We start from the raw sequence: 26,138 nt of genomic DNA, 5'->3' as shown, positions 1-26,138 counted from the left end.
GTGAAAGCACTTTCCGTGTCTTTCACGGCGGTGGGGCCGCTCGAAAACCGGCGCGTGTCGGTTCGACTCTGCCGTCGGCTCGACTACCCCGGGCGATTGCGCTCTCGACGCTTCTCCAGCAGTTTCCGAATCCCCTTGCCCGGCCCGCCCTCGATGGGCCAGCCGTTCGTCCGCCACTGGGGCGGCTCGGGCGAGAACTCCGGGCATGACCCCGAGCACTCCGAGCTGGTCTGGTGGCACCCTTTCGCACCGCAGTACGGCAAGAGGGTCCGGCCTTCCCGGCGCAGCTGGAAGTGCCGACAGTCCGGGCGCATCGTCTCGGCGAACGACCGCCAGCCCTTCTCGTAGGCGCGCTCGGCGATTTCGAGGCGCTTGTCGGCTTTCCACTCGGGGTCGGCGTACTCGAAGCGGGCCGCCGCCGAGCCGTACTCGCCGCCGCTGTCCCCGCGTTCGAGGATTCTGGTTCCCGGCGCGTCGGCGTCGAGGCTCCGGGGGAACCACTCGACTGCGGCCGAGCGAGAGTCCGCATCGACTGTCAGGATTCCGGCCTCGACCGGGACGCTTTCGAGCAGGGCGGGTTCGACCGACTCGCCGGTCGCGCGCGTGGCGACCCAGACCTCGTCGGCCAGCGCGAGCGCCACGTCGTACTCCAGTTGCTGGCTGAGGTTCCGGGCCGCGCTGGCGTCCAAGTCGGGCTTGTTCTCGACGGCGACGATGCGCTCGACCCAGTCGGGGTAGGCCCACTTGCGGCGAATCTGGATGCGGTTGTTGCGCTTTCGCACGTCGAGAATCCCGCGGTCGTCGGCGCGGTGGATGGACTCCCGAACGTAGCGCCACGGGTAGCCGGGATTCGGGAGGGCGTCGCGGTAGTACTGCCAGTCGGCGGGTGCGTGAGGAATCACGTCCAGCAGGTCCGAGTCGAGTCGCCGAGGGCCGAAGTTGGCCCGCTGGCCGAAGGCGTCGGGGTTCACCTCCACGACGATGGTGTCCCAGCGTCTGCGCCCGGTGCCGAGTTGCCGGGCCACGATGGCAGGCCGGGAGTTCGAATCGCCGTCGGTGTCCGAACCGGGCGGCCACTCGCGCTCGGCCCACCGGCAGGTCCGCAACTCGAAGAGGAACTCCGGGTCGGCCTCGGCGCTCGCGTCGGCCCCTCTGTTTCGGTCCGCGTCGCTCACGATTGAAGTTGGAAGCCGTCCGGCCTAAGTAATTCGGAATCGGAGGCGGCGTTGCTGGCGAGTCTGCGGTAGACCGTCGAAAAAAGACGAACCGGACTGCGAGTAATCGCTCGGACCGCTGGCGACTACACGTCGCCGTTCTCCTCTTTCTCGTTCAGGAACTCGTGGGCGTCTTCGAGAATCTCCCGCGGGCCGTCCTGCGTGATGGTGTTGATGGCCTGGTCGTAGTCGCGCCACTGGTGGTCGCGGTGTTCGTGAGAGAGTTCCGCACTGGCCTCGTAGGACTTGGCGATGAACAGGTGGACCGTCTTGTGGATGGTGTTCCCGTTCGCCTCGAAGACGTAGTCGTAGTCGTCCCGAAAGCCGTCGAGCAGGCGGAAGTCCTGGATGCCCGCCTCCTCTTTCACTTCGCGTATGGCTGTTTGCTGTAGCTCTTCGTCCCCCTCCACGCCGCCTTTGGGGAACTCCCAGTCGCCCGGACGCGACTTGAGGAGGAGGTATTCCCGGCGACCGCGGGTATCCCGATAGAGGATCGCGCCCGCGGACGTAGCTTCAACCGTCATTTACCGGAGTGTATACGGCGGTGCGTTAAGAGAATGTCGGAGAATGGCGCGCAAGCGACGATGGCTTGTCGCGTGCGAACGACCGACAGCGTATCGCGCGCAGAGAACAGACGTTTTACGTACCTCGATGCTGAAGCACTTCGATACCCAACTCCCAGCCATGACCTTCGTAACCAGAATCCGGCTTCAGAGCGGGAATCGCCCCGCGCTGGAGAACGTCGTAGACGAGATTCGCTCGACAGCAGAACGAAAAGGCGCGGAACTCCGCGGCCCGCACTCGGCACCTCCCGAGCGCCTCAGCGTGCCCCAGTACAAATCGACGGCGGGCGACGAGACCCGACAGTTCCGGTCGTGGGACTACACGGTCTACACCCGCCAACTGGAAATCGTCGGCCACAACAAGTTGGCCCGACAAGTCGCGGAGTTCGACTTCCCCGACGGCGTCCACATCGAGGTGGAGTTAGAGCAGATCGAGCAGATGGCCTAATCCCTTCGGGTCTTCTCGGGTTCGGCTCTTCTCGGATTTCGCTTGTCTGACGCCGGTTCACGGATTTCCGGCTTCACGGCCGGTGTCACCGGCTTCGGGGAAGTAGAGAATTGAGGAGGTTAGCTTCGGGTTCGAGCGACGAGCGGTTTCGAGCGGCGGATGGTTTGAGCGGCGGGTTTCGGAGAGGGAGACGGTCGGAGGAAGCTAGCTTCAGGCTTGAACACAGGAGTCTCCCGCACAGCACCGTCAGCGGCACGCTCTGACGGGCCGTGACTCGCTTCGCTCGCGCAGACCTCGCGCGACGATGGCGGACCCTCTTGTGGTCCGCCAGCGCGCGCCAAAGCATGAGTTACAATCATCTAAACGACGTTTTAATTTCCTAAACAATCGTGGTTCATCTGCTTCTCGAAAAGAAAAACCGCGATTCCGGACTCAGAACGACGACTCGCCGACCGTCTCCAGATACGTCGCGGTCCCGTCGTGGTCGTTTCGGTCGAACTCCTCGACGCGGAGTCTGACGCGGGTGTCGAGGGCGTCTTCCGGCGCGCCCTCGACGCGCAGGATGGTGTCGCCGACGCGGACGATTGGGGTGTCGTCCTCGTAGCCCGTCACGAACGCCGAAATCTCCTCGCCCGGTTCGAAGTCGGGCTTGTTCGTCCGGAAGCCCAAGCCCGCGAAGTACTTTTTGCGGAGGCTCATTGTTTCACCGTGAGGGAAGACTTTCGTCCGTCAGTACAGGACGGAGTACGTTTCGTGGTCTGTGCTGGTGTACGAATCGGTGATTTGAAACTCATCGGTGATATAGTCACATCTACACGGCTGTGCCGTGTGCGACTTGCTGTTGGTTTCGGACGGTGTTCGACCGTTCGACTTCGGCGGTGAGAGTCCCATCGAGAAACCGTGGGTCGATGACACGGCCGGAGATGGGTGCCCCAGTGGCAGGGCCGCGGAACACCACGGTTCCGACGGAGCAGACCGCTCCGGTCGAGGACTGTGACGATTCGTTCCGGAACCGCCGTGACGGGCGTTCCTGCTGTGCAGGGAGCCACGCCGAATCTGGCTGGCGAGGATGTCACACGCGCGCCACCTCCTCGGACTCGCGGTCGGTGGTGTACTCCAGCCCGAACCCGGTCAGCGCAGAGATGATGAACACCGCGAAGAGGAGCCAGCCGTGGAAGACGAACGGCCAGACCTCGGCGGGGTTGACCAGCATCGCCTGCGTGAACCAGTCGAACTCCTCGACCAGCCCGCGCATCTCGGTGTATCCCACGAGGACGCCGCCCGCCCACGGGAAGATGTAACCGAGCGCCGAGGTGTTAGCGTCGAGGATGTTCGCGCGCCGGTAGCCGTTGACGTTGAACCGCTCGCCGATGCGTGCGACGTAGGGCGCGATGGCGATTTCGGCGGCGGTGTTGATGGTGATCATCGCGTTGACCGACGCCGTGCCCAGCACCATCGTGGTCTCGGCCCGTCGGACGCTGGTGGCGACCCTGTTGAGCAGGAAGTTCTGGACCGCCTCGAAACCGCCGCCGCGAATCATGATGCGCGCTCCCGCCACGATGAGCAGCGTCAGGACGATGAGCGGGAAGAACCCGGCCGCGCCCGAGTAGATGGTCCCCGAGACGCCGATGTCCGAGGAGGTCGCCGGAACGGTCGTCACGATGGGAAGGAACTCGAGCGCTTGGGCGAAGCCGGAACTCGCGGGCGCTCGGAACAGCAGCATCTCCGAGAGCGGCGCGAGGCCGAAGACGACGTTCGCCACGACCGCGACGACGAGGCCCCACGAGATGGCCTCGACGATGTGCCGACCGCTCACTGCGGTGGCGATAACGACGCCGATGGACGCGAGGTGGACCAGACCGAGCGCCTCGGCCTGTCCGCCGAGGATGTTCGCGCTTCCAGCCACGTCGACGCCGGACATCGCCGACCCCGCGACGAGGTAGGCGGAGAACGCCAGCACCGCCGCGACGATGGCGTACTTGAACCGCGAGGCGACCACGCCGCCGATGTCGGCGTCTTGGGTGACCGCGCTCACGATGGTCGTGTCCGAGACCGGCGCGAGGTTGTCGCCGAAGACCGCGCCGGAGAGAATCGACCCGAACAGCAGCGTCGGGTTCGCGCCGAGCAGCACGCCCGCCGGGAAGAACAGTCCCGTGAACGCGATGGTGGTCCCGTAGCCCGTGCCGATGCCGGTCGCCAGCAGGGCCGCGAGGATGAACGTGATAGCCGGGAACAGCGCCGCGCCGACTTCGAGGGCTTGGGCGGCCCAGACCAGACCGCTGACGAACTCACCGGCCTGTATCGTGTCGGCGAACATGCCCGCCCAGAGCCACGCCACGATGGCGGTCGCGGCGACGCGCTGGGTCATCCCCTCGAAGATGGTGTTGGCGTAGGTCTTCCAGTCGCCCTTGGCGAAGAACATTCCGACGACGAGCGAGATGAGCATCCCGGCGACCAGACCGGTCGTGTCGCCGATTCGCATGAGACCGCTCTGGAAGACGGCCCACGCGATGAACAGCGCGATGGGGATGGCGCTGGCCGCGGGGCCGCCGTAGAACTCGATTCGGGGGCCGCTCCGGGCCTGTCTGGCGTCTGCCAGCTCCTCTGCGACTGACTCTTCTGGTGACTCCTCGTCTCCCGTATCTACCATACTGTCGGTGGAATATATTCAGTACCAGTATAAGTAATCACTCGCTAAGGCAAACCTGTCTTGCCGGGCCTCCAGAACTTAAGCCCCCTGCGCCCCTCCGAACCCACATGAGCCAACAGGCAGAACGCGACCGACTGGTCGAGATTCGACGCGACCTCCACCAGCGCCCCGAACCCGCGTGGCGGGAGTTCTACACGACCGCCCGAATCGTCGAGGAGCTAGAACGAATCGGCGTAGACGACCTGCACGTCGGCCGGGACGCCATCGCCGAGGAGGAACGCATGGCGGTCCCCGACGACGAGGAACTCGCCGAGTGGTACGAACAGGCCCGCGAAGCTGGCGCGGACGAAGAAACCCTCCAGCAACTCGAAGGCGGCTACACCGGCGCTGTCGCCGTCCTCGACGGCGAAAACCCCGAAGACGGCCCCACGGTCGGCCTCCGCGTAGACATCGACGGCCTCCTCCGGGCGGAATCGACTGACGACGACCACGCCCCTGTCCAAGAAGGTTTCCGGTCGAAGCACGAGGGGGCGATGCACGCTTGCGGTCACGACGCCCACGCCACCATCGGCCTCGGCGTCATCGAGGCCGTGAAGGACAGCGACTTCGAGGGCACGCTCAAGGTCTTTTTCCAACCCGGCGAGGAGATGATTGCTGGCGGAAAGTCGATGGCCGAGAGCGACCACCTTCAAGACGTGGACTACCTGCTGGCGGCCCACATCGGCCTCGACCACCCGACCGGCGAGGTCGTCGCGGGCCTCGACGGCTTTCTGGCGGTCAGTCACTTCCGAGCCGAGTTCGAGGGCGAACCGTCCCACGCTGGCGGCCGACCCAACGAGGGCGAGAACGCGGTGCAGGCGATGGCGACCGCGGTCCAGAACCTCTACTCGATTCCGCGCCACGAGGAGGGCGCGACTCGGGTCAACGCGGGCAAGGTCGGCGGCGGCACCGCGACCAACATCATCCCCGAGGAGGCCTTCGTTGAGGGCGAGGTCCGGGGCGAGACCACCGAACTCAAAGACTACATGAAGGCGAAGGCCGAGCGCGTCATCGAGTCGGCCGCCGAGATGCACGGTTGCGAGGTCGAACTCACGACCAACGGCGAGGCCCCGAGCGCCGAGAGCGACGACGCGCTGGTCTCCATCGTCGCCGACGTGGCGGGCGAAACTGGCGGCGTCGAGAACGTGGTCGAGCGCGACGAACTCGGCGGGAGCGAGGACGCGACCTACCTGATGCGGACCGTCCAGCAGAACGGCGGCAAGGCGGCCTACGTCGGCGTCGGCACCGACCACCCCGGCGGCCACCACACCGCGACCTTCGACGTGGACGAGGACTCCCTGCCGATTGGCATCGACGTGCTGGCCGACGCGATTCGGACAATCGCGTCGGAACGGCCCTAATCGGGGCAACAACTTTGCCCGTCGCGGTAGAGATACCTCTCGATGGAGGAAGACAGTTCCACAGCAGTTTCTCGGCGGGGATTTCTCGGTGCGGCCGCGGGCACCGTCGCGTCGTCCTACGCCGCGGGCAGGGCCGAGGCACAGGGCAACCAGCGCACCATCGACATGACCGACAACCTCGTCTTCGACCCGGACGAGGCGACTGTCGCACCCGGAACCACCGTCGTCTGGGAGAACGTCGGGACCGTCGGTCACTCTGTGACTGCCTACGAGGACGAGATTCCCGACGAGGCCGAGTACTTCGCCTCCGGCGGATTCGACAGCGAGCAGGCCGCGCGGGACGCTTACCCGGAAGGTGACGTCGCTGGCGGCGAGTCCTACCAGCACACGTTCGAGGTCGAAGGGACCTACGGCTACTTCTGCATCCCGCACGAGACGGCCGGGATGGTCGCGGAACTCACCGTCTCGGCGGACGCGGGCGGCGGCGGTGAGGGCGGCGACGGCGGCGGTGTCCCCGCCATCCCCGAGAGCGCGAGAGTCATCGGCATCGTGACGATGGCCGCGATGGTGTCGATAATCGCGCTCGCCTACTTCTTCCTGAAGTACGGCGGCGACTACGAGACCGAGTAGCCGACCTCGTCGTTACTATTGACACGATTCCAACTTGTTCAAATGGTATACGGTGAATTTTTATACCTTGATGGGGCAAAGTTGAGTAGCTTCGATTGCACGGAGGCAGATGACAAATGAGTGAACACGCGACCGAGAATCCTAACGAGACCCACGGTATTACCGAGAGCGAGACCTACGACCGGGACCAACCGCTGAGCGCCGCGGTCGTCGACGCGGTCGCGGACGCCGCCGGTGTGGACCCCGCCGAGATCGGCACTCCGCTCTACGAGAAAATCGACCCCGACGCCCTCGACAACTTATTCAGCGACCGACACAACGGAATGCCTCGCGGTAGCGGCCACGTCGTATTCTCGCTCCTCGATTACGAAGTCACCGTCTACAGCGACGGCCACGTCGTCGTCCGAGAGTAACCCGACCGCGGTTATCCGCGCTATCAGGCGCACCGGCTCACGACCAGCGCGACCACGACCAGCGAGCGACTGCTCGAAAAGGTCTTTCCGAAAGCACTAATCCCTCGGGATTCGAATCGCGGCGTATGGCTGAGGACAACGAGGAAGAAGCAGAACCTGCCGTCGAACTCGGCGAGGGCGAACCCGTCGAGGGAGCGCCGCTCGCGCGCGTCGCCTCGCGGCTCTACTGGCCGATTCAGAAGAGCGAAATCCTCCGCAAAGAGGAGGGCGCGGTCATCCGGACGCCCGACGGTCCGCGCGAGCTGGCCGACGTGCTGGAGTCGGTAGACGAGACGTACTTCCAGAGCAAACACGAGTTCACCAACGAGGTCCGGTCGGTCGTCGGCACCGGACCCATCCCGACCGCCGACGAGTAGCGTGTCGGTCGCTCGGTCGGTCCGCCGGGGCGTCGCCCGGCTGAGTTGGGTCCAGCGCGCGCTCCTCGCAGGGGCCGTCCTGACCGCCGTGTGGATGTCGTGGGACGTGCGCGGACTCGACGAGCGACTCGTTCGAGACACGATTGTCTACATTCTCGCACCCCTCGCATTGGCAGTCCGGCACGGCCGCCACCTCGGATACCGCGTCGATGGGACCGCGATTCGCAACACCATTCTGCTCTCGCTGTTCGTCGTCCCGTTCTACGTCGTCGGCTCCTCGCTCCCGACGATTCGGGCTTACTACCCGATGTGGGAGACCAGCGCCGCGCTCGGGGAGTTTCTCCCCCACGCGGTCGCCCAGTTCGTCGTCGCGCTGGCGGCGGAAACCTACTACCGGGGTCTGCTCTGCGTCGGCGTGCGCGAAATCGGGTTCAAGAGCGTGTTCATCAGCCCGGTGGTCTACGCCTTCCACCACATGTACAAGCCGCCCATCGAACTGATGCTGTCTGGGCCGACCGACGTGCTGTTCGGCGCGGTGGACTACAAGAGCAACTCCATCCTGCCGTCGGTCGTTGCCCACGGCGTCGGTCTCGGCGTGCTGGACTGGCTGGTGCTTCACCCGCCGTTGATCGCCCCTGAACGGGTCGTCCGATGGCTCTCGTGGCTCCCGATTCCGATTTAGTCGGTCGGCCCGCTCGGGCGAGAAAGAAACCAGAACAACTCTTTGAGCAACAATCAAATATCCTTAAGCAACATTTTAATTTCTTACGTGCGAGCGCCAACTCCACTACCGGGAACGGAGTTTATCATCGTCCGCGGCGAAGCGAGTCAGGCATGACGCTTCCGATCGACCCGACGGCACTCGACGACGAGGACATCGGCGAGGAGCGCGCGACGCTCGAAATGGACCACGACGAGGCGGTCGAACACGTCCGCGAGGTGTTCACCGACGCGGGGTTCGGCGTCGCCACCGAGTTCTCGGCGTCCGACCTGCTGAACGAGAAAATCGACGCGGGCCGCGACGACTACTACGTCCTCGGGGCGTGCAACCCGAACATGGCAGACCGGGCGCTCGACGCCAGCGACAACCGCATCGGCGCGCTGTTCCCGTGCAACGTGGTCGTCTGGGAGGAGGAACCCGGCAGGCAAACCGTCTACCACGTCAGCATCATGAAAATCGCCCGCCTCGTCGGCATGGCTCCCGACGACGACGAGTGGGAGACGATTGTGAGCGACACGGGCGAGTTCGTAGACGAGGCGTTCGCCAACCTCGACGCCGCGTAGTCGTCGATACCTATCGTTCGTCGTCGGACTCCCGAATCTCCTCGCGGAGCTGCCGGACCTCCTCGCGGAGGGCCTCGATTTCTTCGGCCGGTGCGCTTTCGGACTGACTGGACCGGTAGAGGTAGAGGCCGCCGCCGAGCAACACCAGCGGGATGCCGAACAGGATGACGGCGACGAGGAGGACGACCAGCAACTCCATCCCGCCGGGCAGGCCGAGGAACAGGGGGACCATGTGCGGAACTGGTTCGACCAGCGGAATAAGTCTTCTCACGCGCGAGGCGGTTTCGATTAGGGAGAACACGACTCGGATTTACGGGCGTCGTGTCACGAACGGACAATCGAACGTTTCCGTCGGGACGACTGATTCGGAACGGGATTCGCCGTGACAGACGACACCGACCCCGCGAGCGCACAGAAGGACCGCGCACAGAAAGGCCGCGAACTCGTCGTTCGCGCGGCCGAAGGTGAGACCGTCAGCTACACCTTCCGGGTGAGCGGGTCGGTCGAGCGCGGCGAGGCCGCCGACGACCGGGACGCCGTCCTCGGCGGAACCGCGGCCAAGGGCGAGGTCTCCGACGGCGGCGAGGACTCGTTCCGGTTCACGGGCGAACTCGTGAGCCTCCGCCTCGACGGTCCCGGAAAGGTCTACGTGGACGACGAACTGGTGCGAGACACGACGGAAGGCGACCTCTCGAACGTAATCACGCTCGAAGCCCCAGACGAGCGCGTCGGCTACGAGTTCCGCGTCTCCGGGCGCGTCGAGGCGGGTGAGGAGGCTGGCACGCTCGGCGTGGACACCATCGAGGACAACGTCGTCCGGGGCAAGGTCGGCGGCACCATCCAGGGCTACGAGGACCCGGTGGACGACTACCGCTACTCCGGGGGTATCGAGATAGCGGAGTCGGACGGACCGCTGACGATTACGCTGGACATCGACGGCGACCCAGAGGGCGAGGAGTGACGAACGAGACAGGCGTCAGGAGAAGTCCGCGAGGTTCGCTTGCAGGCCCGAGAGCATGTGGGACTTGCGCCGGAGTGCCGCGAGCGAGACCGGTAGCTGCGGCGCGATTTCGCGGACCGCGCCGTGGAAGGTCTCTGCAACGCCGTGTTCGCCCTCGAAAGCGTTGCGGACGCTCTCGCGGATCTGCCAGACGCCGACCGGTGCCCAGTAGTCGTCCGAGACCTCCCGCAATACGAGGCACTTGGCCTGCCTGCCGATGGATTCGAGGTGTTCCAGCACCGCGAGCCGGGAGGCGTAGTAGGCCCCGGCGGTCTCCTCGACGTAGCCGGTTCGGCCCTCGTAGCCCTCGTGGGCGCTCCCCATCCACGTCTCGCCGTTGGGGTCCTGATTCCAGATGCTCCCCGGGGCCTTCATCTCGACCAGTTCGTACTCCCACTGGCCGGGCGTGAGGACGACCCAGTAGCGGTTGCCCATGTACTCGTTGACCCAGACCCGCGTCTGGTCGACGCTCGGCCGGTCCCGAATCTGGCCCCGGAGGAACTGGCCGATGGTGTCGTCCACGGCGGTAATCGACCACCGCGTCGGGACGAGTCGCCGGTTCTGGCCTCTGCCGAGCGCGCCCGCCGAGAGGATGTCGTTGATCTCGTAGACGTCGAAGCCTCTCCGGTAGAGGTAGGTCATCGCGCCCTGCGCCTGCCAGTCGTCGTCCTCCAAAGTCTTCTTGACGGGCCGGGGGACGTGGGGGTTCTCGGTGAGGTCCGCCGACGTGGCGCGGGCCGAGGGGCCGGTCGGGGTCGTGATATCGTCCACGTCCAAATCGAGGTCCAGCGAGTCCGAGAGGCCGATTTCCACGTACACCGGTCGGTCGGCGATTGCGACCTCGCGCTGGGTGCCGACGAACCCGTCCCACGCGTCGCTGACGTTGTCCACGTTCGCGGAGTGGTTCGAGTTCAACAGGCCGGTCCGGTACTGGAGGACGTTGTCGATGTCGAGGCCGCGCTCGTACCACTCGCTGTCGGTGGTGAACTCCGAGGCGCGGTCCTCCTCGCCGACCGGCGAGAGGATGCCCGTCGAGACGTCGGGGTAGTTCGACCGCCCGACGAACACCGAGGGCGAAGTGCTGCCGACCAGCGAGTCGCCCTGCGTGACCTCCGAGAAGCGGTCCTGGAAGTCCTCGACGTAGTCGAGAATCTCGTAGGACTTCTCCTCGGCGAGGCGACGCTTGCGGTCGGATTCGTCCGGGCCGAGACCCTCGATGTACTCGTCGAGACGCATTCGTCGCTCTTTGGGACCCGAGCGATTTGAACCTTACTCGCGCGGTCCAGCAGTCGCTATCCGAATAGGGCTTGCAGGTGGTGCTGTCCGACCGCGAGGAGGTCGCACCGCCGATTTCGCTGGCCTCCTCGCGGCGACTCTCAGGTCACGGACAGGGTTGGCCGCGGCTCGGTATTTGAATCTACGGACGGTGCCAACCGCCGGGGACAGTTCATACGACGAACGGGAGTAACTTTAGCGATACCGGGAGTACGATGCTCCCAAACATCGTCCACATCTTTTCGACGTCTACCGGGTACGTCTCCGTCTGGTCTATCCAATCGAGGTAGACGTACAGTCGGACGCACTCGGCAGTCCCCTTCTCGGTATCGAACCCGTTCCCCGTAAACGCAGTCGGACCGCGCCCACACCGCTGAATCTCCCGAATCGTTCTGCTAATCTCGGCCTCTTTTCGTCTGCGAGTGTTCTTGCCGACAATATACAGCGAGAAGAGGAACAGGAAAATACCGGTGAACCATGCCACCACGAAGAAGGCGATAGATTCTCTACCCGGGGCTGAGTTAGTTGCACCGTAAATCCCGGTAAGAGGGCCGAGAACTGTCGTTCCGGTCCAAAGAGTCAAACCTAAGAAGTAGAAGTTAGTCCCCGTGAGGAGCAGCGAGCCGACGGGTTCCATCCCACCGAGCTTCTTCGGATCAGAAAAGTCGAGGGGAACGTCTCGCCGGTCGATGGCGAGCGGCAGAAAGAGGAGTCCGTGAACGTAGACGGAGAACAACTCCACGATTATCGTCACGTATCCGGCTGGAATGAGCACCACCCACTTGACCGCACCGATGATTTTCCCCTCCGAGAGTAACAACTGTGGAAGGTTCTGGGCGATGATTCCGTAGTACAGCACGAGTGCAAACACAAAGAGGGCGCAACGGAAGCGACGCGGGGTTGAGACGCGTATGTTGCCGTCTCCTTGACCCACCTTCTCGACTGCGTCGGTGAACTCCGACCGAATCCGGCGGATGCCGATGACTCCGACGACTAGTCCGAGCGGAACCAGAAACCACCACGAGTAGTCCAGTAGCGGGTGAACAGTTTCACCCTCGTGGACGAGATAGCCGATAGTCGAGAGTACCGGGACGTCGATAAAGACCAGAGTAAGGACGAACAGATATGGCGCGTACGATTCATCGTCGAGGAAACAGGCCGAGATTCGGTCGAACCGTAACCATCGAGAGACTCGTTCGACCCAGAGAGAGTACGGTTCGGCGCGAACCATGATAGTGAACGTGACAGAAAGAACGTAAAAAAGCGATGATGTGTGAATGCACGAGTTTCGTGTTTCTCGACGATAGAGCGATTCGCTGAACTGTAAACCCCGAAAACCGGCGTGTCGGGGGAGATACGACCCGCCAGTAGTTACGAACTCTCGAACGCCTCGAACAGCGCCTTTCGGGTACTCGCGTCGATGAGCATGTCGAGGGTCTCCTCGTGCTGGCCGTTGACCTGCGCGAAGAGGCCGAGCGGAACTCTCGCGGTCGCGGCGTCCGTGTTCCCGCCGGTGGTCTCGCTGGTCTCGAACGCCGAGTCCAGAATGTCGAAGGCGTTGGTTCGCACGTCCTCGGCCCGGCAGGAGACGACGATGGTCTCCTCGTGGATGCCGAAGACGGCGGCGGTCGAGACGCCTTCGAGGCGGAGCATGGTGTCGGCGGCCTCTTCGAGGGCGGAGACCGAGGGGACCGCGCCGACGTTCGTGACGGCGAAGCTCGCCCGGCGCTCGCGGTTGGCGATGGCGTCGCTGATGACGTCGAAGGTGTCGCCGCTCATGCCCGGCGACCGGAGGTCCTCGATGCGCCCGAGGTCGGCGTAGGTGTGGAGGAACCCGGCGGCCTCGTAGTCGTGAGTCCCGTTCGCGCGCCGGAACTCGCGGGTCCCGGCCCGAATCCCGTGGAGGAGCGCCGTGGCGACCCGCTGGTCGGGGACGACAGATTCGGATTCCAGCAGGCGCGTGACCGTGGTCGCAGTCGCGCCGTCGTCGGTCGGCGTCACCGTGAGGATGTTCTCCTCGGCGGTGGGCCGGTGGCGAACCACGGCGACGACCGGCGGGTTGTTCGAGAGTCGCGGGACGCCGCCACCGCCGCCGACCGCGATTGCGGCGTCGGCGTCGGTCAGTTCGTCGGCCCCGTCGCCGATGACCGTGAGTTCGAGGTCGAAGATGTTGCAGAACGTCTTGCTGTCCTCGCCCGTGACCGGTCCCTCGGCGAACAGGTGGGCGGTCACGCCCCACTCGGTGCAGAGCGTCTGTAACCCGACCGCCGCGGCTAAGGCGTCGATACTCGGGCCTTCCGGCACCACGAGGGCGACCCGGTTCTGGCCCGCGATTGTATGCTTGAGCGCGTCGACCGGTTCGTCGCCGTCGTCCCGTCGCCAGTCGGTGACCGATTGCGCGGCGTAGAAGACCAGTCCGCCCGAGAGCAAGAGCGTCGCGGCTACGATAATCATCTCGGCACCGCCGAGCGCAGACCCGAAAGCCATCGATTCGGCTTGTTCAGGCCACCGTGAAATAGTTTCTGGCAGTTATCCGGCGTCTGAGACTATCAGAAACCGGAAATGGCCGGAGAAATCCGGGGGTTAGGCGAAGTTCTCCTCGTAGAGGTCCATCGCGTGTTCGATGGCGTCCTGGGCGGACTGCTTGTCCTCCCAGCCGAGGGTCTCGGTCTGCTTGCCCGCTTCGAGGTTCTTGTACGTCTCGAAGAACTCCGAGATTTCGTCCTTCTGCTGTTCGGTCAGGTCCTCGACGTCCTGCACGTTGTCGTACCGGGGGTCCTCCGAGGGGACGGCGATGACCTTGTCGTCCTGCTCGCCGTCGTCGTCCATCTTCATGAGCGCGACCGGACGGGCCTCGATGACGCAGCCGGGGAAGGTCTGGTCTTCCACGAGGACCAGCACGTCGAAGGGGTCCTCGTCGTCGTAGTAGGACTGGGGGATGAAGCCGTAGTCGCTCGGATAGTGGACGTTGCTGTGGAGGACGCGGTCGAGGACGACACCCGGAATGTCCTTGTCGTACTCGTACTTGTTGCGCTCGCCTTTTAGACACTCGACGACCGCATAAATCTCCTCGGGCGGGTTCGGTCCAGTCTCTAAGTCTTCCCAGAGGTTAGCCATGTTGCAGTCCGAGAATCCGTCCGAAGTCCGGAAAGTCCTTTCGGCATCGGGCTATCGGTACTGCCAGTAAAAGAGGAAAACTGCGTGACAGCTAAAGCCAATTTTCGGCCGGGAACTTAAGATACATAAAAATCGGTGATACAACTCGCCGATAAACTACGGAACCTCCGACCGAGTGAGGAAGGATTAAATACCATCGTGACAAATCGCAGGGTGTCAGAGTCTATGTCAGAGGCACAGACACTCACAGAGACGAGTACCGCGCGCAACCTCACCGCCTTCCAGAAGAACATCCTCACCATCCTCTCCGAGGAGCCGATGTACGGTCTCGCCATCAAGCGCGAGCTGGAGGACTTCTACGGTGAAGAAGTAAACCACGGCCGCCTGTACCCCAACCTCGACACGCTGGTCGAGAAGGGATACGTCGAGAAGAGCGAACTCGACAAGCGGACCAACCAGTACGAACTCACCGACGAGGGCCTCGCCGTCGTCGTAGACGCCCTTCAGTGGACGCTCTCGAAGTTCGTTACCGGTGAGGACCGCGGCGACCAGGTCCGCGACCTCGTCGCAGACAACGAATAGTACCGACTCCCGACGATACAGCGACGACTACTCGTCGGCGGCCTCGAACACGAGGTCGATAGACTCTTCGACGACCGCACGTTGCTTTTCTGACGGCCACGCGTTCCGGGGGAAGTACTCGTCGAGGAACTCCTCCACCTCGCCGCTGGTCGCCGCGTCCATCGGCCGAGCGTAGTGGTTGCCCATGAAGTCCGCGAACGCGGCGGCGTTGTCGCCGTGAACGTCGCCGTGTGTCTCTCGGACGCGCGCCGCGAGCTCTCGATTGTGTTCGTCCACGTCGTCCCACTCGTCGGGGTCGCCCGGCCCGGACAGCGAAATCTCGACCGCGCGAGTCGTGTCCTCGATGCGCTCGGGCCGGATAGTACCGTCTTCCTTCCACTCGGCGGGGTGGAGGACGAGCGTCGCGCCCGTGTCGTCGTCTCGGACGCGCGCCCTGAAGTCGTGGTCCGCCAGCAGTTCCGCCCGCTCCTCGCGGTAGGCCGCGGCCTCCGAGTCGTCCACGGCGTCGCGCGCGAGTCGAGTGAGCCGTTCGGCGCGCTCTACGGTCGATTCTGGAAGCTCTGCGTCGGCGTCGTCGGTGTCGTCGGATTCGGACTCAGGCATCGTCGAGCGCCTCGTTTGCGAGGTTGTCGGCGCGCTCGTTTATCTCTCTCGGGACGTGCTGTAGCTCCCACGAGTCGAAGTCGGTCAGAATCTCGCGGACCGTGACCCTGTGTTCGCGGAGTTCCGGGTCGTTGGTCTTCCACGCGCCAGTGACCTGCTTGACGATGAGTTGGGAGTCGCCCTTGACCTCGACCGAGTCGAAGCCGTAGTCTCGGGCCGCGCGCAGGCCGCGGATGAGGGCTTCGTACTCGGCCTGATTGTTGGTCGCGCGCCCGATGGTCTCGCTTCCCTCCGCGACGATGCCGTCGCTGGTGACGATGACCCAGCCGACGGCGGCGGGGCCGGGATTCCCCCTGCTCGCGCCGTCGAAGTAGACGTAGGCGTGACCGCCCTCGTCTCGCAGAATCGTCTCGATGTCCTGGGGGTTCGACCCCTGCACCACGACTTTCTCGTCGTAGGCGACCGCGTTAGCGTCGCCGTACTCCGCGCGCCACTCCTCGTGTTCCGAGTTGCCCGCCGACACGTCGGCACCTGCGGCAACCAGTTTTTCGCGGGCAGCGTCCACGTCGCACTCGATGACGGGCATGGCGTCTGTTCCACGATACCCGCTTATACACTTTCCGATGGCGATTTCCGCGGGTCATTTTAAATATCGGCCGGATTCGGAACGAAGGACGCTCGTGGCTTATTTTGACCTTCGAGAAAGGAGCTATTACCGGGCGAGGGTTTAAGTGCGTCCGCACTACTACTATAAAAGTGCGATGACACGGTCCACTCGCCAGCGGGAGCGCCAAGCCGAGGCGGAGCAAACCGAGGATGAGTCAGAGGGTGTACGGGAATGCCCCGAGTGTGGTTCTGACAACCTCGTAAAGAGTTCCGACAGGGCGGAACTTGTGTGTGACGACTGCGGCCTCGTCGTCGAAGAAGAACAGATCGACCCCGGTCCTGAGTGGCGCGCGTTCAACCACCAGGAACGGCAGGAAAAGTCCCGCGTGGGTGCCCCTACTACCCAGACGATGCACGACAAGGGGCTGACGACCACCATCGACTGGAAGGACAAGGACGCGTACGGTCGGTCCATCTCCTCGAAGAAGCGCAGTCAGATGCACCGCCTGCGCAAGTGGCAGGAACGGATCCGGACCAAGGACGCGGGCGAGCGTAACCTCCAGTTCGCGCTCAGCGAAATCGACCGCATGGCCTCGGCGCTCGGCGTCCCGCGGTCGGTGCGGGAGGTGGCCTCAGTCATCTATCGACGAGCGCTCAAGGAGGACCTGATTCGAGGACGCTCCATCGAGGGCGTCGCAACCTCCGCGCTCTACGCGGCCTGCAGGAAGGAGGGCATCCCGCGAAGCCTCGAAGAAATCTCGGAGGTATCGCGCGTCGAACGAAAGGAAATCGGTCGGACCTACCGCTACATCTCCCAGGAACTCGGCTTGGAGATGAAACCGGTGGACCCCAAGAAGTACGTCCCGCGATTCTGTTCTGAACTCGAACTCAGCGAAGAAGTCCAGACCAAGGCCAACGAAATCATCGAGACCACCGCCGAGGAGGGCCTGCTGTCGGGCAAGTCCCCGACTGGATACGCGGCCGCCGCCATCTACGCCGCCTCGCTGCTCTGCAACGAGAAGAAGACCCAGCGCGAGGTCGCCGACGTGGCCCAAGTCACCGAAGTCACCATCCGGAACCGCTATCAGGAACAGATCGAGGCGATGGGCATCCACAGCTAACGCCTCGACAATCGGGTTCGACCGACTCCTCGCGGCCTTCTGCCAGCGTCGAGCGTCGGCCGATTCGACCAGCCGCGCCGCCGGAATCCTTCATCATCGTTCACGTCGAAGCCCGTGCCGACGAAAAGAAATTTCTTGTAGCGCCCCGTCGTATCGGGGTACATGGGTCTCTTCGATAGGATTCGTGGCGACGACAAGCCTCGCGTTGCCTTCTTCGGTATCGACGGCGTTCCGTACAGCTTCTTAGAGGACCACTTCGACGAGTTCGAGCATCTCGGCGCGCTCGCCGACGAGGGGTCGTCGGGCGCAATCGACAGCATCGTTCCCCCCGAGTCGTCGGCCTGCTGGCCCGCGCTCACGACCGGCGTGAACCCCGGTCAGACCGGCGTCTACGGCTTCCAAGACCGCGAGGTCGGCTCCTACGACACCTACGTCCCGATGGGCCGCGACGTGCAGGCGACCCGCCTCTGGGACCGCGTGGCCGACGCGGGCCGGGACGCGACCGTGATGAACGTCCCCGTCACCTTCCCGCCCCAGCGCAACGTCCAGCGCATGGTCTCGGGCTTCCTCTCGCCCGGCGTGGACAAGGCATCCTACCCCGACGAGATGCGCGAATACCTCCAGTCGACCGACTACCGCATCGACGCCAACGCCAAGTTGGGCCACGACGAGGACAAGTCGGAGTTCATCGAGAACGCCCACAAGACCCTCGACGCCCGCTACGAGGCGTTCAAACACTACATCCAGGAGGACGACTGGGACCTGTTCTTCGGCGTCTTCATGACGACCGACCGAGTCAACCACTTCCTCTACAAGCACTACGAGGAGGACGGCGAGTACAAAGAGGAGTTCCTCGACTTCTACAAGAAGGTCGACCGCTACCTCGGCGAGATTCGCCAGAACCTCCCCGACGACGTGACGATGATGGTCGCCTCCGACCACGGGTTCACCAGCCTCGACTACGAGGTCCACTTCAACGAGTGGCTCCGACAGGAGGGGTGGCTCTCCTACGAGGACGACGACCACGAGGAGCTGGGCGACATCTCGGACGACACCGAGGCCTACTCGCTGATTCCCGGCCGGTTCTACATCAACCTCGAAGGCCGCGAACCCCGCGGGAGCGTCCCCGAGAGCGAGTACGAACAGAAGCGCGCCCAACTCAAGGAGGCCCTCGAAAACCTCGAAGGCCCCAACGGCGAGAAGGTCTGTGACCGCGTGGTCGAGAAGGAGGAGGCCTTCCGCGGCGACCACGAGGACATCGCGCCCGACCTCGTCGCCATCCCGAACTACGGCTTCGACCTCAAGGCCGGATTCAAGGGCCACGACGGCGTCTTCGGCCACGGCCCCCGCAACGGGATGCACAGCTTCGACAACGCCTCGCTGTTCATCGACGACCCCGAGGCGACGGTTCGGGACGTGGACCTCTACGACATCACGCCGACCATCCTCGACCTGATGGAGATGGAGTACGACGCTGGCGAGTTCGACGGGAAGAGCCTGGTCTGAGGCTACGACAGGCCAGCGGACCGTCCGCCGAGGTCCGGGTTCCTGAGCGAGTACCGGACCTCGATTTCGTCGTACCAGACGACAGGTCGCTTCGCACGTCCGTCCTGTTCGAGTTCGAGGACGCCGAGTTCGGCGAGTTCGTTGACCGCAGTCGAGACGTTCTTCACGTCGCGCTCGACAGCACGGGCCAACTCCCTGACGCTCGTTGGCTCTTCGTTGACCGTCGTCCGAAGCAATTCCAAGTTCTTCGGACTCAGCACTCGGTCGAGGGCCTCCTCGTCGGGGAGGCTGAGGACGTGAGTCTCTGAAACTTCGTCGTCACCGAGTCGTTCGAGGTCGTCTAAGGCGTCTTCGAAGAACGATTCGGCCGACTCGACGCGAATCGTAAGAGTCGTGGGTTGGGTTTCTGGTTCGGTCATACTGGCGTGGAAGTGTCCTTTCTGACTCCTGCGACCGAGTTAGCGGCGCAAATCGAGGTGGACGGGAATTTCTCGAGCGAACTGCCGGAGCAACGCTTCGTATCCCGGAAACTCGATTTCTTCGACGTGTTCACCTTCGTGTCGTTCGTGTACTCCATGGTGATTATCGTACCGGAGATACGGGGCGTCTGCTCCTTTCTCTGCGTAGTGGTATGCGTACTTGACTCCCTCTGGGAACTTCTCCGAGCGCGGAACCCGAAGAACGCGGAGTTTCACGATTTCGGTACCAAAGTCACGGCGGCGGTCGAAAACGACGACGACATCGTCACGGTCGCTCGGAGCCATCGACGTATGATGGTACTACTGCCAACAACATTAATGTTGGCATCGGAGCCAACAGAACTTGGTTAGAAACCGGTTCCGCTAAATCAGGTCGTCTAACTGCTCGTTGCGGAACTTCTCGGCCGGGTCCTGCTTCGGTTCGTCGGCCTGCTCGCTGGCCTCCTTGGCGCGTTCGAGGAACTCCTCGATGCGGTCCGAACGCTCGACGCCGCCCAGCAGGACCAGCGAGGCCAGCCGACCGCTGTCGAGCGGGAAGTCCCCGCCCCGGACCTGCAGACTGCCGGTCTGGTCTTCGACCCACTTCCGGGCGCGCTCGACTCCCTTCCGGGGGATGGCCTCGGGTTGGCCCGCCACGACGAGCAGGCCCGAGTCGGCCTCCACCGCGTTCGGGAGACTGAGATTGCTCAGGAGCGCCTTCCGGGTGATGGAGGTCACGGTGTTGACGTTCGCCTCGGCGTCCTCGGCGGCCTCGGCGCTGGCGAACCCGAGCGTGGCGATGCCGCCCGACCGGAGGGTGTTGATGACCTCGCTGGAGTCCACGACGCTCTCGCCGACGCCTTCGACTGCTTCGCCGGAGGCGAACAGCAGGCCGACGCGCTGGGCGATGTTCTGGTTGATTTTGTCGAACGCTTCGCCGACGCTCTCGCCGGAGGTGTGCCAGGCGTCGTTGTCGATGAGGAGGGTCGCGTCGGCTTCGCGGACGAGGGTCTTGAGCGAGCGCCCGGCGTTGGCCTGATACATCGCGCCTTCGCCCCGGCCGGGGAGGACGCCGAGGCCGTAGACGGGAATCTCGTAGACGCGGTTGAGTTCTCGCGCGAGGACCGGCGCGCCGCCAGACCCGGTGCCGCCGCCGAGTCCGGCCACGACGAAGATGGCCTCGGCTTGGGCGGTGATGCGGCCGTCCAAGGCGTCCATCACTTCCGTCGCGTCGCTCTGCATGACCTCGGCACCGAGTTCGTTGTCACCGCCGACGCCGTGGCCCTTCACGCGGTCCTGTCCGACGAGGACGGTATCGAGGTCCAACTCCCGGAGGTCCGCCTCGGCGGAGTTGACCGCGAGCGCTCCCTGTACCGCACCGAAACCCATCTGCTGGTCGTACTGGGCCAACCGCTGGGTTAGCTTCCCCCCGGCCTGTCCGACGCCAATCAGGACGACTTTCATGGGCGTTGGGTTGAATTGACGGTTAATCAACCTTCCGGCGTCTGCGTGATTCGGTACCCGTAACCTCTGAAATCGGGTATTTCCGGTTACGTTACGGACATGACGGAAGTATTGGATATTTATCACTATTTCGGCGGACGTAGGTTTAAATCCGAAGGCGAAGCCAACGGTCGTATGTCCGACCGCGACACGCTCGACCGGCGACTCCGCGCCGTGGAGCGCGCGCTGACCGACGACGACAGCGACCTGACCGACCTGCGGGACGCCGCCGAACTGACCCGCGAGGTCGAACGACTCGCCGGGCGACTCGACGACGCCGAGGAGCGCCTCGCTGACCTCGACGCCGCGACCCAAGCCCTCCGGGGCTACGTCGGCAATGTCCGCGCGGTCAACGAGTCGGTCGAGCGCCGGGCCGACGCCGCGCTGGCGAAAGCCGAGTCGGTCGAGGCCCGATTAGACGAGGCCGAACCGGGCGAGAGCGGGCCGGACGACAGCGCGGCGGAGAAACCCGCGAGTCGCCGCCTTCGAACCTGCAAGTGCGAGTGTCGGTGCGACCGCGAGCGCCGGAGTCGCACCGGCGAACGCGCGTCCGACACTCCCCCCGAGAGCGACGACTCCGGCCTCCTCGTCCGCATTTCGAGGAGGCTCTCGTGATACGGGTCCTCCTCGGGGTCGCGCTCGCGGTGGCGCTCGTCGCCGTCACGACCCCGGCGCTGGAGGAGGCCCGCGCCAGCAGGACCGAGCGACTCACCGAGCGCGAACTCGACCGAGTCGGGACCGCCGTAGAGGAGTTGGCCCGCGAGGAGGCCCCCGGCGCGCGCCGGACGCTCACGCTGTCGCTCCCCGGCGACTCGGCGACCGAGGCCCCGCTCTCGTTCGTCGCGCTCGGCGGGGTGCCCGACGGCGCGTCGGCGGACGAACGGGGGTCGGTGTCAGAGGCGGATACCGCCGCGCGCGACATCCTCGTCTTCCGAGTCGCTGGTGGCCGTCGTCACGTCCGCCGGGTCGGGGCCGACCTGCGAGTCGTTCGTGGCGGGACGGGGCGAGGCGTTCGGGACGGAACTCGCTCGACTGCGGACTCGCGGGCGCTGGTCCTCCGCGGCGGCGCGACCTACGAGGTGACGCTTCGACTGGTCCGCGCGGACGGGCGTCGAATCGTCGTCGTCGCGGTTCGATAGCGGCTTCGGAATTGTAGAGCTATTCTTTGAAATTATGTTTATTTTCTTAGCACCTATAGAGATTGCTTTGCGTGGCAGAGCTAGCTTCAGGCTTGAACACAGGAGTCACCGCCGCCGCACCGCGACCGCTCCGCAACTGCCGCCGCACCGCAACCGCTCCGCAACCGCAACCGCTCCGCAACCGCCACCGCACCGCGACCGCTCCGCAACTGCCGCCGCACCGCGACCGCACCGCGCCCCGTCCCTCCCCGCTGGTAACTGCGCTCGGCCGCGACAGCACCGATGCGGCCGAGCGCAGTTCCGGCGCATCCGGTCGGCTGATTGGCCGAGTGCACTCCGTGGCCTGCGTTCTCGGGCGCGAAACCGCCCCGAAGCCGCCTCACACCGCAAACCCGGCCCCGACGAACCCCGCGAGGAACGCGCCGACCGCCGAGCAGAGCGCCAGCCCCACCCGATAGCCGACGAGCGCGCGGTCGAAGCCCCGCTCCAGCCCGGTCGCCAGCGCGGTCAGAATCCCGGCGAGCAGGAGGACGTAGCTCCCGACCGCCAGCCCCAGCGCGGCGGTCGGGAGCGGCTTCCCGAGCGTCCCGGCGGCCATCCCGTCGGCGAGCGCGACGGTCGCGCCGCCGACGAGCGGTCCGAAGACGCCCGCCGTGTTCCGCAGGGTGCCCGTCACGCTGGCGAGTTCCCGCCGGGCCTCGCGCTCGACGCGCTGGAGGTCCTCGACGTGGTCGGCCATCGAGACCACCGCTCGGCCCGCGGGCCGACCCTCTCGCGCCGCGATGGCCAGCAGCGCGGCCACGCTCCGGGCCTGCGGACTCGGCACGTCGGCGAGCGCGCCGTACTCGCCCAGAAACGCCGCCCGAACCCCGACGCGAAGCCGCCGTTGGACGCCCGCCGTCTCGGCAAGCATCTCGCCGGTCCGGCCCGCGACCTCCGGCGCGGCGGCGGCAATCGCCGACTCGACGGCCTCGCCGTCGCTGACGCGCCGCCCCACGAGGTAGAGCGCGTCGGTCAGGTGGGCCTCCACGGCGCGAGCGTCGTCCCTGACCAGCTTCACGGGCCGGAACCGGACCACCAGTCCCGCGCCGACCGCCAACCCGACCGCGGCGGGCCAGCGCGTCCAGTCGGGGAGCGGCGCGGTCCCGAGGAGCGCCGCCGCCCCGACGCAAGCGCCAGTTCCGAGCGTCAACAAGCTCCTCTCGGGCACCTCGGGATGCTCGCGCGAGACCTCCGGCGGCGGAAACGCCGCGGGTCGCCGGACCAACAGCCACGCGCCCGCCCCGACCAGCACCGCGGGCAGAACCACGTCGTACAGCGCCACCAACACCGGAATCGAGAGCGGAAGTCCGGCCACCCGCGCCGCGGGAAGCACCGCGACCAGCGCGAGCGGGAGGAGGACTCCGAAGGCGTAGAGCGCGGTCGTCGGCCCGCGGACCTCCTCGGCGAACGCGGCCATCCTGTCCCGCGTGCCATCCAGAATCGCGTCCATCGCCCGGTCGAGCGTGGCCTCTCGCTCTCCCGCCGGAGCGTCCGCCGCGGCCTCGACCAGCAACGCGGCCCGCCGGAGCGGCGGGTTCCACTCGGCCCAGGCCGACCCGAAGTCCCCGAGGCCCGACCGAGGAGTCCCCTCGGCGCGCCGGACGCGCTCGGCGAGGTCGTCGGCCAGCGCCCCCGGACCTCGCGCCGCGAACGCCGCCGCCCGCTCGCTCGCCGGTTCGACCCGCATCCGGAGGACGGCCCGAGCGACCAGCGCGGGGGCCGCGCCGAGCGCCGCAGTCCGCCGGGCAGTCGCCAGCGCAATCGGCCCGCGCCGGGAGACCTGAATCGCACCGAGCGCGACGGCGAGCGCCCCGGCCGCAGTGAGGGTGAGAGCGGGAGTCAGCGCGCGGAGCGAACCGGGAGCCACCGACGCGCCGAGGAGCCACGCAGTCCCTGCGATTCCCGCAATCCCCGTGATTCCGGCCAGCATCGCGGCCCCGTAGCCCGCCCGGACGATTTCCTCGGCGTCCGTCCCCCAGTCGAGGTAGGCCAGCGCCCGCCGGAGGTCGGCGAGTTCGTCGTCCGAAGTCGTGACAGCCCGGGGACAGCACCGCGCGAGGAGGGCGAGGACAAACTGAATCCGAGTCACGACGAATCTCCTCCGCGATTCGCGTAGGCCGAGACGACTGCTTTCGGCGAGGTCCGACCGCCATCTGCGAGTTCGCCGAGGAGGGCGGCGCGCTCGGCCACGGCCTCACGCACCTCGGCGTAGGACTCGTCGGGATCTGCCAGCGACGCGACCAGCGCGCTGTTCCCGCGGTCGATGCGGCCCGTGGCGGCGAGTTCGTCCCCGCGGATTTGGAACAGGCTTTCGAACCGGTCGCCGCCGACCACCTCCTCGATGGCTTTGACGCGGCGGCGCTTACCCGCGGGAGTCGAGACGGCTTCGGTCGTCACCACGAAGTCGGTCGTGGCGAACGACGAGGCCGGGACGCCGAGGTCCGAGACGACGCGCTCGCGGACTCCCTCGCCGCCGTCGCCGTGGATGGTCCCGAGGACCGCGTCACCGCTCGCGCCGACTCGCATGGCCTCGTAGAGGACCGCGGCCTCCTCTCCTCGGACCTCCCCGACGACGAGGGCACCTTCCCCCAATCGGAGCGCGGTCCGGAGGGCTTCGGGGGGCGCGAGGCCCGGCCCGTCGCCGGTTTCAGTCCGGAGGGGTTGGGCGTCCCGCCCTCTGCGCTGGAGCGCGGAGACGGGGAGTTCGGGCGTGTCCTCGATGACGACGGTCCGGGTCTCGGCGGGGAGTTCCCAGCAGAGCGCGCCCAGCAGGGTGGTCTTGCCAGCGCCGCGAGGCCCGGCCACGAGTCCGGCCCCGGCGCGCTCGACGGCCAGCGAGAGGAGTGCCGCGGCGTCAGGGGGGACAGTCTGGTTTTCGACCAGCGCGGGCAGGGTCCACGGCGTCGCGTCGTGAGCGCGGAAGGCGAACCCCGGCCCGTCGCTGACGGGATTGGTGACGCCAGCGACGCGAATCGTGCCCTCTCCGGTAGCGACCTCGGCGGTCGCGTCGAGCGTCGGCGCGGCCCGGGAGAAGGCCCGGCCGCTCTCGCGCCGGAAGCGCGAGGCGAGGGCCTGCGCGCCGGTCTCGGTCAGTCGGACGTTGGTCCCCATGCGCTCGCCGTCAGCCGAGACGCGCAGGGGGTTCTCGCCGACCGGTGCGGTGGCGAACACGTCCGAGACCGCGGGGTCGGCGAAGAAGTCGGCCAGCACGCCGTAGCCCCGGGTGTGCTTGCGGAGCGCGCTGGCAATGGCTTCGACCGGTGCGTCGGCATCCCGGTCTTCACCTGCACTTTCATCCACGACGCGCCGGACTGCCCGGCCCGGCGCGCGCTCGCCGGAGGAGACCGCCCCCTCGGCGAGGAGTCCGTAGGCGTCGGCGAGGACCTCGCGCGCCGCGGCGTCGAAGCCGTGTTCGACCGGTTCGAGGTGGTAGGTCCGGAGCGCGCGCTCGTCGTCGTAGATTCGGACCGTCGCGCCCGTGTCGAGTCGGCGGGTCTCGGCGAGCGCGGCGTCTGGCGGCGGGTCGGCGGCCACCCGCGCTTTTGCAATCGGCGGACCGAGGAAGGGCCGGAGTGCCTCCTCGTAGTCGTCCACTCTGCGGGCGCACTCGGCGAGGCCGGTCTCGGCGACGATTCGGCCGACCGGTCCCGCGCGACCCACCGCGGCGCGGGCGGCCCCGAGCGGGTCGGACTCGCCGTGCGCCGCGAGGGTCTCGTCGTAGAAGGCTGCGCGCTCGACGAATCGCCCGGCGGCGACGAGGAGCGCCGCGGCCTCGTCCTCGTAGGTTCGTTCCAAGCACTTCGTCCGGGTCACGACCGCCTCGGCCTCTCGGTCGGCCAGCGCGCGGACGGCGGTCGCTCGGCAGGTCGGTTCGGCCCCGAGGTCGCCCGCGCCGGGGCAGTCTGCGGCGTCGAGGAGCAGGGTGTCGTCCTCGATGGTCGATTCGCAGGCGCAGTCGGGGGCCTCGTCCTCGCGGAATCGCGCCAGTAGGTCTCGCATGGCCCCGGAGTCGTCGCCTCCTCGGATTTAAACTCTCGCGTGATGGGTGGTCGCATCGATTATTTCGTGAATTGTCACAATCCACGGGACGCGCCGCCCCCGCGCAGTTCTGCGCGGGAGCGGCGGGGAGGTTCGGGGCGCGGTGCGGTGGCGGTGCTGTGCGGGGCGG

The 26,138-nt window shown here is 65.9% G+C and carries 29 protein-coding genes; 13 read left to right on the top strand and 16 right to left on the bottom strand.

The features are described 5' to 3' along the window. Positions 1–83: 83 nt before the first annotated feature. Both EPL01_RS12700 and EPL01_RS12695 read right to left on the bottom strand, forming a co-directional pair. Positions 84–1,175 (bottom strand): DUF5787 family protein, encoded by a 1,092-nt coding sequence (locus EPL01_RS12700; RefSeq protein WP_135825633.1) that lies wholly within the window; start codon positions 1,173–1,175, stop codon positions 84–86. Between the two features lie 125 nt (positions 1,176–1,300). After that, entirely contained in the window at positions 1,301–1,738 is a 438-nt protein-coding gene (locus EPL01_RS12695) for a bis(5'-nucleosyl)-tetraphosphatase (protein ID WP_135825632.1), read from the bottom strand. Between the two features lie 160 nt (positions 1,739–1,898). On the opposite strand from EPL01_RS12695, the gene EPL01_RS12690 reads away from it, so the two are divergent. Continuing rightward, the gene (locus EPL01_RS12690) at positions 1,899–2,225 is read left to right on the top strand and encodes an uS10/mL48 family ribosomal protein (RefSeq protein WP_135825631.1); all 327 of its coding nucleotides are present in this window, start codon (positions 1,899–1,901) and stop codon (positions 2,223–2,225) included. Positions 2,226–2,657: 432 nt separating this feature from the next. Here EPL01_RS12690 and EPL01_RS12685 read toward each other — a convergent pair whose 3' ends face one another. Together EPL01_RS12685 and EPL01_RS12680 are read right to left on the bottom strand one after the other, a co-directional pair. Then, positions 2,658–2,924 (bottom strand): DUF7513 family protein, encoded by a 267-nt coding sequence (locus EPL01_RS12685; protein WP_135825630.1) that lies wholly within the window; start codon positions 2,922–2,924, stop codon positions 2,658–2,660. Between the two features lie 373 nt (positions 2,925–3,297). Continuing rightward, a complete protein-coding gene (locus tag EPL01_RS12680; RefSeq protein ID WP_135825629.1) occupies positions 3,298–4,875 on the bottom strand; it encodes a Na+/H+ antiporter NhaC family protein in 1,578 nt (525 codons plus the stop codon). 107 nt (positions 4,876–4,982) lie between these two features. Between EPL01_RS12680 and EPL01_RS12675 the strand changes: the two genes are divergently transcribed. From EPL01_RS12675 to EPL01_RS12650, 6 genes are all read left to right on the top strand, one after another. Next, positions 4,983–6,275: an amidohydrolase gene (locus tag EPL01_RS12675; RefSeq protein WP_135825628.1), complete on the top strand. Its 1,293-nt coding sequence runs from the start codon at positions 4,983–4,985 to the stop codon at positions 6,273–6,275. Between the two features lie 42 nt (positions 6,276–6,317). Next, on the top strand, positions 6,318–6,905 hold the full coding sequence (locus EPL01_RS12670; protein WP_135825627.1) for a plastocyanin/azurin family copper-binding protein: 588 nt from the start codon (positions 6,318–6,320) through the stop codon (positions 6,903–6,905). Between the two features lie 116 nt (positions 6,906–7,021). After that, positions 7,022–7,318, top strand: coding sequence for a DdfA family disk-determining factor (locus tag EPL01_RS12665; RefSeq protein WP_168215905.1), 297 nt, complete (start codon positions 7,022–7,024; stop codon positions 7,316–7,318). Between the two features lie 125 nt (positions 7,319–7,443). Further along, positions 7,444–7,734 (top strand): DUF5789 family protein, encoded by a 291-nt coding sequence (locus EPL01_RS12660; protein WP_135825626.1) that lies wholly within the window; start codon positions 7,444–7,446, stop codon positions 7,732–7,734. 1 nt (position 7,735) lies between these two features. Next, entirely contained in the window at positions 7,736–8,416 is a 681-nt protein-coding gene (locus tag EPL01_RS12655) for a CPBP family intramembrane glutamic endopeptidase (protein ID WP_246045692.1), read from the top strand. A 152-nt stretch (positions 8,417–8,568) separates the two neighbouring features. Next, complete coding sequence (locus tag EPL01_RS12650; protein WP_135825625.1) at positions 8,569–9,018, top strand: DUF302 domain-containing protein; 450 nt, start codon at positions 8,569–8,571, stop codon at positions 9,016–9,018. A 10-nt stretch (positions 9,019–9,028) separates the two neighbouring features. Here the strand turns inward: EPL01_RS12650 and EPL01_RS12645 are convergent, their stop codons facing one another. Continuing rightward, entirely contained in the window at positions 9,029–9,250 is a 222-nt protein-coding gene (locus EPL01_RS12645) for a hypothetical protein (protein WP_135825624.1), read from the bottom strand. 150 nt (positions 9,251–9,400) lie between these two features. Here EPL01_RS12645 and EPL01_RS21695 point away from each other — a divergent pair, with 150 nt between their 5' ends. Further along, positions 9,401–9,979, top strand: a complete 579-nt coding sequence (locus EPL01_RS21695) for a hypothetical protein (RefSeq protein ID WP_168215904.1) — start codon at positions 9,401–9,403, stop codon at positions 9,977–9,979. Positions 9,980–9,994: 15 nt separating this feature from the next. Here EPL01_RS21695 and nreA read toward each other — a convergent pair whose 3' ends face one another. The 4 genes from nreA to EPL01_RS12620 all read right to left on the bottom strand — a co-directional run bounded on the left by nreA (position 9,995) and on the right by EPL01_RS12620 (position 14,410). Then, positions 9,995–11,254, bottom strand: coding sequence for a DNA repair protein NreA (gene nreA / locus EPL01_RS12635; RefSeq protein WP_135825623.1), 1,260 nt, complete (start codon positions 11,252–11,254; stop codon positions 9,995–9,997). 211 nt (positions 11,255–11,465) lie between these two features. Continuing rightward, positions 11,466–12,524: a hypothetical protein gene (locus EPL01_RS12630; RefSeq protein ID WP_135825622.1), complete on the bottom strand. Its 1,059-nt coding sequence runs from the start codon at positions 12,522–12,524 to the stop codon at positions 11,466–11,468. A 140-nt stretch (positions 12,525–12,664) separates the two neighbouring features. Then, positions 12,665–13,780, bottom strand: a complete 1,116-nt coding sequence (locus tag EPL01_RS12625; protein ID WP_246045691.1) for a DHH family phosphoesterase — start codon at positions 13,778–13,780, stop codon at positions 12,665–12,667. Between the two features lie 96 nt (positions 13,781–13,876). Beyond that, a complete protein-coding gene (locus EPL01_RS12620; RefSeq protein WP_135825621.1) occupies positions 13,877–14,410 on the bottom strand; it encodes an inorganic diphosphatase in 534 nt (177 codons plus the stop codon). A 225-nt stretch (positions 14,411–14,635) separates the two neighbouring features. Between EPL01_RS12620 and EPL01_RS12615 the strand changes: the two genes are divergently transcribed. After that, complete coding sequence (locus tag EPL01_RS12615) at positions 14,636–14,992, top strand: PadR family transcriptional regulator (RefSeq protein WP_135825620.1); 357 nt, start codon at positions 14,636–14,638, stop codon at positions 14,990–14,992. Between the two features lie 27 nt (positions 14,993–15,019). On the opposite strand, the gene EPL01_RS12610 is transcribed toward EPL01_RS12615, so the two are convergent. Beyond that, complete coding sequence (locus tag EPL01_RS12610; protein ID WP_135825619.1) at positions 15,020–15,595, bottom strand: DUF7108 family protein; 576 nt, start codon at positions 15,593–15,595, stop codon at positions 15,020–15,022. Next, the gene (gene rnhA, locus EPL01_RS12605; RefSeq protein ID WP_135825618.1) at positions 15,588–16,181 is read right to left on the bottom strand and encodes a ribonuclease HI; all 594 of its coding nucleotides are present in this window, start codon (positions 16,179–16,181) and stop codon (positions 15,588–15,590) included. The genes EPL01_RS12610 and rnhA overlap by 8 nt, the downstream gene beginning before the upstream one ends. A gap of 175 nt (positions 16,182–16,356) precedes the next feature. Here rnhA and EPL01_RS12600 point away from each other — a divergent pair, with 175 nt between their 5' ends. Further along, entirely contained in the window at positions 16,357–17,322 is a 966-nt protein-coding gene (locus EPL01_RS12600; protein ID WP_135825617.1) for a transcription initiation factor IIB, read from the top strand. Positions 17,323–17,484: 162 nt separating this feature from the next. Then, positions 17,485–18,828: an alkaline phosphatase family protein gene (locus tag EPL01_RS12595; RefSeq protein WP_135825616.1), complete on the top strand. Its 1,344-nt coding sequence runs from the start codon at positions 17,485–17,487 to the stop codon at positions 18,826–18,828. Positions 18,829–18,830: 2 nt separating this feature from the next. Here the strand turns inward: EPL01_RS12595 and EPL01_RS12590 are convergent, their stop codons facing one another. From EPL01_RS12590 to EPL01_RS12580, 3 genes are all read right to left on the bottom strand, one after another. Beyond that, the gene (locus tag EPL01_RS12590) at positions 18,831–19,247 is read right to left on the bottom strand and encodes an HVO_A0114 family putative DNA-binding protein (protein ID WP_135825615.1); all 417 of its coding nucleotides are present in this window, start codon (positions 19,245–19,247) and stop codon (positions 18,831–18,833) included. A gap of 39 nt (positions 19,248–19,286) precedes the next feature. Beyond that, a complete protein-coding gene (locus EPL01_RS12585; protein ID WP_135825614.1) occupies positions 19,287–19,592 on the bottom strand; it encodes a toxin-antitoxin system TumE family protein in 306 nt (101 codons plus the stop codon). A 78-nt stretch (positions 19,593–19,670) separates the two neighbouring features. Continuing rightward, on the bottom strand, positions 19,671–20,750 hold the full coding sequence (locus EPL01_RS12580; RefSeq protein WP_135825613.1) for a tubulin/FtsZ family protein: 1,080 nt from the start codon (positions 20,748–20,750) through the stop codon (positions 19,671–19,673). Positions 20,751–20,924: 174 nt separating this feature from the next. Here EPL01_RS12580 and EPL01_RS12575 point away from each other — a divergent pair, with 174 nt between their 5' ends. After that, on the top strand, positions 20,925–21,404 hold the full coding sequence (locus EPL01_RS12575; RefSeq protein WP_135825612.1) for a DUF7310 family coiled-coil domain-containing protein: 480 nt from the start codon (positions 20,925–20,927) through the stop codon (positions 21,402–21,404). Next, a complete protein-coding gene (locus EPL01_RS12570; RefSeq protein WP_135825611.1) occupies positions 21,401–21,928 on the top strand; it encodes a DUF7311 family protein in 528 nt (175 codons plus the stop codon). Before EPL01_RS12575 ends, EPL01_RS12570 begins: the two co-directional genes overlap by 4 nt. 379 nt (positions 21,929–22,307) lie before the next feature. Here the strand turns inward: EPL01_RS12570 and EPL01_RS12565 are convergent, their stop codons facing one another. Both EPL01_RS12565 and EPL01_RS12560 read right to left on the bottom strand, forming a co-directional pair. Continuing rightward, the gene (locus EPL01_RS12565; RefSeq protein WP_135825610.1) at positions 22,308–24,059 is read right to left on the bottom strand and encodes a type II secretion system protein; all 1,752 of its coding nucleotides are present in this window, start codon (positions 24,057–24,059) and stop codon (positions 22,308–22,310) included. Next, a complete protein-coding gene (locus EPL01_RS12560) occupies positions 24,056–25,969 on the bottom strand; it encodes an ATPase, T2SS/T4P/T4SS family (protein WP_135825609.1) in 1,914 nt (637 codons plus the stop codon). The genes EPL01_RS12565 and EPL01_RS12560 overlap by 4 nt, the downstream gene beginning before the upstream one ends. Positions 25,970–26,138: the final 169 nt, after the last annotated feature.

The organism is Halorussus ruber, from assembly GCF_004765785.1.
In the GTDB taxonomy this organism is placed as follows: domain Archaea; phylum Halobacteriota; class Halobacteria; order Halobacteriales; family Haladaptataceae; genus Halorussus; species Halorussus ruber.
This window is presented reverse-complemented; position numbering and strand designations above follow the sequence as displayed.

Excerpts from the sequence above, each read along its gene's own strand:
- EPL01_RS12695 (WP_135825632.1), bottom strand. The coding sequence starts at position 1,738 with ATGACGGTTGAAGCTACGTCCGCGGGCGCGATCCTCTATCGGGATACC.
- EPL01_RS12690 (WP_135825631.1), top strand. The coding sequence starts at position 1,899 with ATGACCTTCGTAACCAGAATCCGGCTTCAGAGCGGGAATCGCCCCGCG.
- EPL01_RS12685 (WP_135825630.1), bottom strand. The coding sequence starts at position 2,924 with ATGAGCCTCCGCAAAAAGTACTTCGCGGGCTTGGGCTTCCGGACGAAC.
- EPL01_RS12680 (WP_135825629.1), bottom strand. The coding sequence starts at position 4,875 with ATGGTAGATACGGGAGACGAGGAGTCACCAGAAGAGTCAGTCGCAGAG.
- EPL01_RS12675 (WP_135825628.1), top strand. The coding sequence starts at position 4,983 with ATGAGCCAACAGGCAGAACGCGACCGACTGGTCGAGATTCGACGCGAC.
- EPL01_RS12670 (WP_135825627.1), top strand. The coding sequence starts at position 6,318 with ATGGAGGAAGACAGTTCCACAGCAGTTTCTCGGCGGGGATTTCTCGGT.
- EPL01_RS12665 (WP_168215905.1), top strand. The coding sequence starts at position 7,022 with ATGAGTGAACACGCGACCGAGAATCCTAACGAGACCCACGGTATTACC.
- EPL01_RS12660 (WP_135825626.1), top strand. The coding sequence starts at position 7,444 with ATGGCTGAGGACAACGAGGAAGAAGCAGAACCTGCCGTCGAACTCGGC.
- EPL01_RS12650 (WP_135825625.1), top strand. The coding sequence starts at position 8,569 with ATGACGCTTCCGATCGACCCGACGGCACTCGACGACGAGGACATCGGC.
- EPL01_RS12645 (WP_135825624.1), bottom strand. The coding sequence starts at position 9,250 with ATGGTCCCCCTGTTCCTCGGCCTGCCCGGCGGGATGGAGTTGCTGGTC.
- nreA (WP_135825623.1), bottom strand. The coding sequence starts at position 11,254 with ATGCGTCTCGACGAGTACATCGAGGGTCTCGGCCCGGACGAATCCGAC.
- EPL01_RS12630 (WP_135825622.1), bottom strand. The coding sequence starts at position 12,524 with ATGGTTCGCGCCGAACCGTACTCTCTCTGGGTCGAACGAGTCTCTCGA.
- EPL01_RS12625 (WP_246045691.1), bottom strand. The coding sequence starts at position 13,780 with ATGGCTTTCGGGTCTGCGCTCGGCGGTGCCGAGATGATTATCGTAGCC.
- EPL01_RS12620 (WP_135825621.1), bottom strand. The coding sequence starts at position 14,410 with ATGGCTAACCTCTGGGAAGACTTAGAGACTGGACCGAACCCGCCCGAG.
- EPL01_RS12615 (WP_135825620.1), top strand. The coding sequence starts at position 14,636 with ATGTCAGAGGCACAGACACTCACAGAGACGAGTACCGCGCGCAACCTC.
- EPL01_RS12610 (WP_135825619.1), bottom strand. The coding sequence starts at position 15,595 with ATGCCTGAGTCCGAATCCGACGACACCGACGACGCCGACGCAGAGCTT.
- rnhA (WP_135825618.1), bottom strand. The coding sequence starts at position 16,181 with ATGCCCGTCATCGAGTGCGACGTGGACGCTGCCCGCGAAAAACTGGTT.
- EPL01_RS12600 (WP_135825617.1), top strand. The coding sequence starts at position 16,357 with ATGACACGGTCCACTCGCCAGCGGGAGCGCCAAGCCGAGGCGGAGCAA.
- EPL01_RS12595 (WP_135825616.1), top strand. The coding sequence starts at position 17,485 with ATGGGTCTCTTCGATAGGATTCGTGGCGACGACAAGCCTCGCGTTGCC.
- EPL01_RS12590 (WP_135825615.1), bottom strand. The coding sequence starts at position 19,247 with ATGACCGAACCAGAAACCCAACCCACGACTCTTACGATTCGCGTCGAG.
- EPL01_RS12585 (WP_135825614.1), bottom strand. The coding sequence starts at position 19,592 with ATGGCTCCGAGCGACCGTGACGATGTCGTCGTCGTTTTCGACCGCCGC.
- EPL01_RS12580 (WP_135825613.1), bottom strand. The coding sequence starts at position 20,750 with ATGAAAGTCGTCCTGATTGGCGTCGGACAGGCCGGGGGGAAGCTAACC.
- EPL01_RS12575 (WP_135825612.1), top strand. The coding sequence starts at position 20,925 with ATGTCCGACCGCGACACGCTCGACCGGCGACTCCGCGCCGTGGAGCGC.
- EPL01_RS12560 (WP_135825609.1), bottom strand. The coding sequence starts at position 25,969 with ATGCGAGACCTACTGGCGCGATTCCGCGAGGACGAGGCCCCCGACTGC.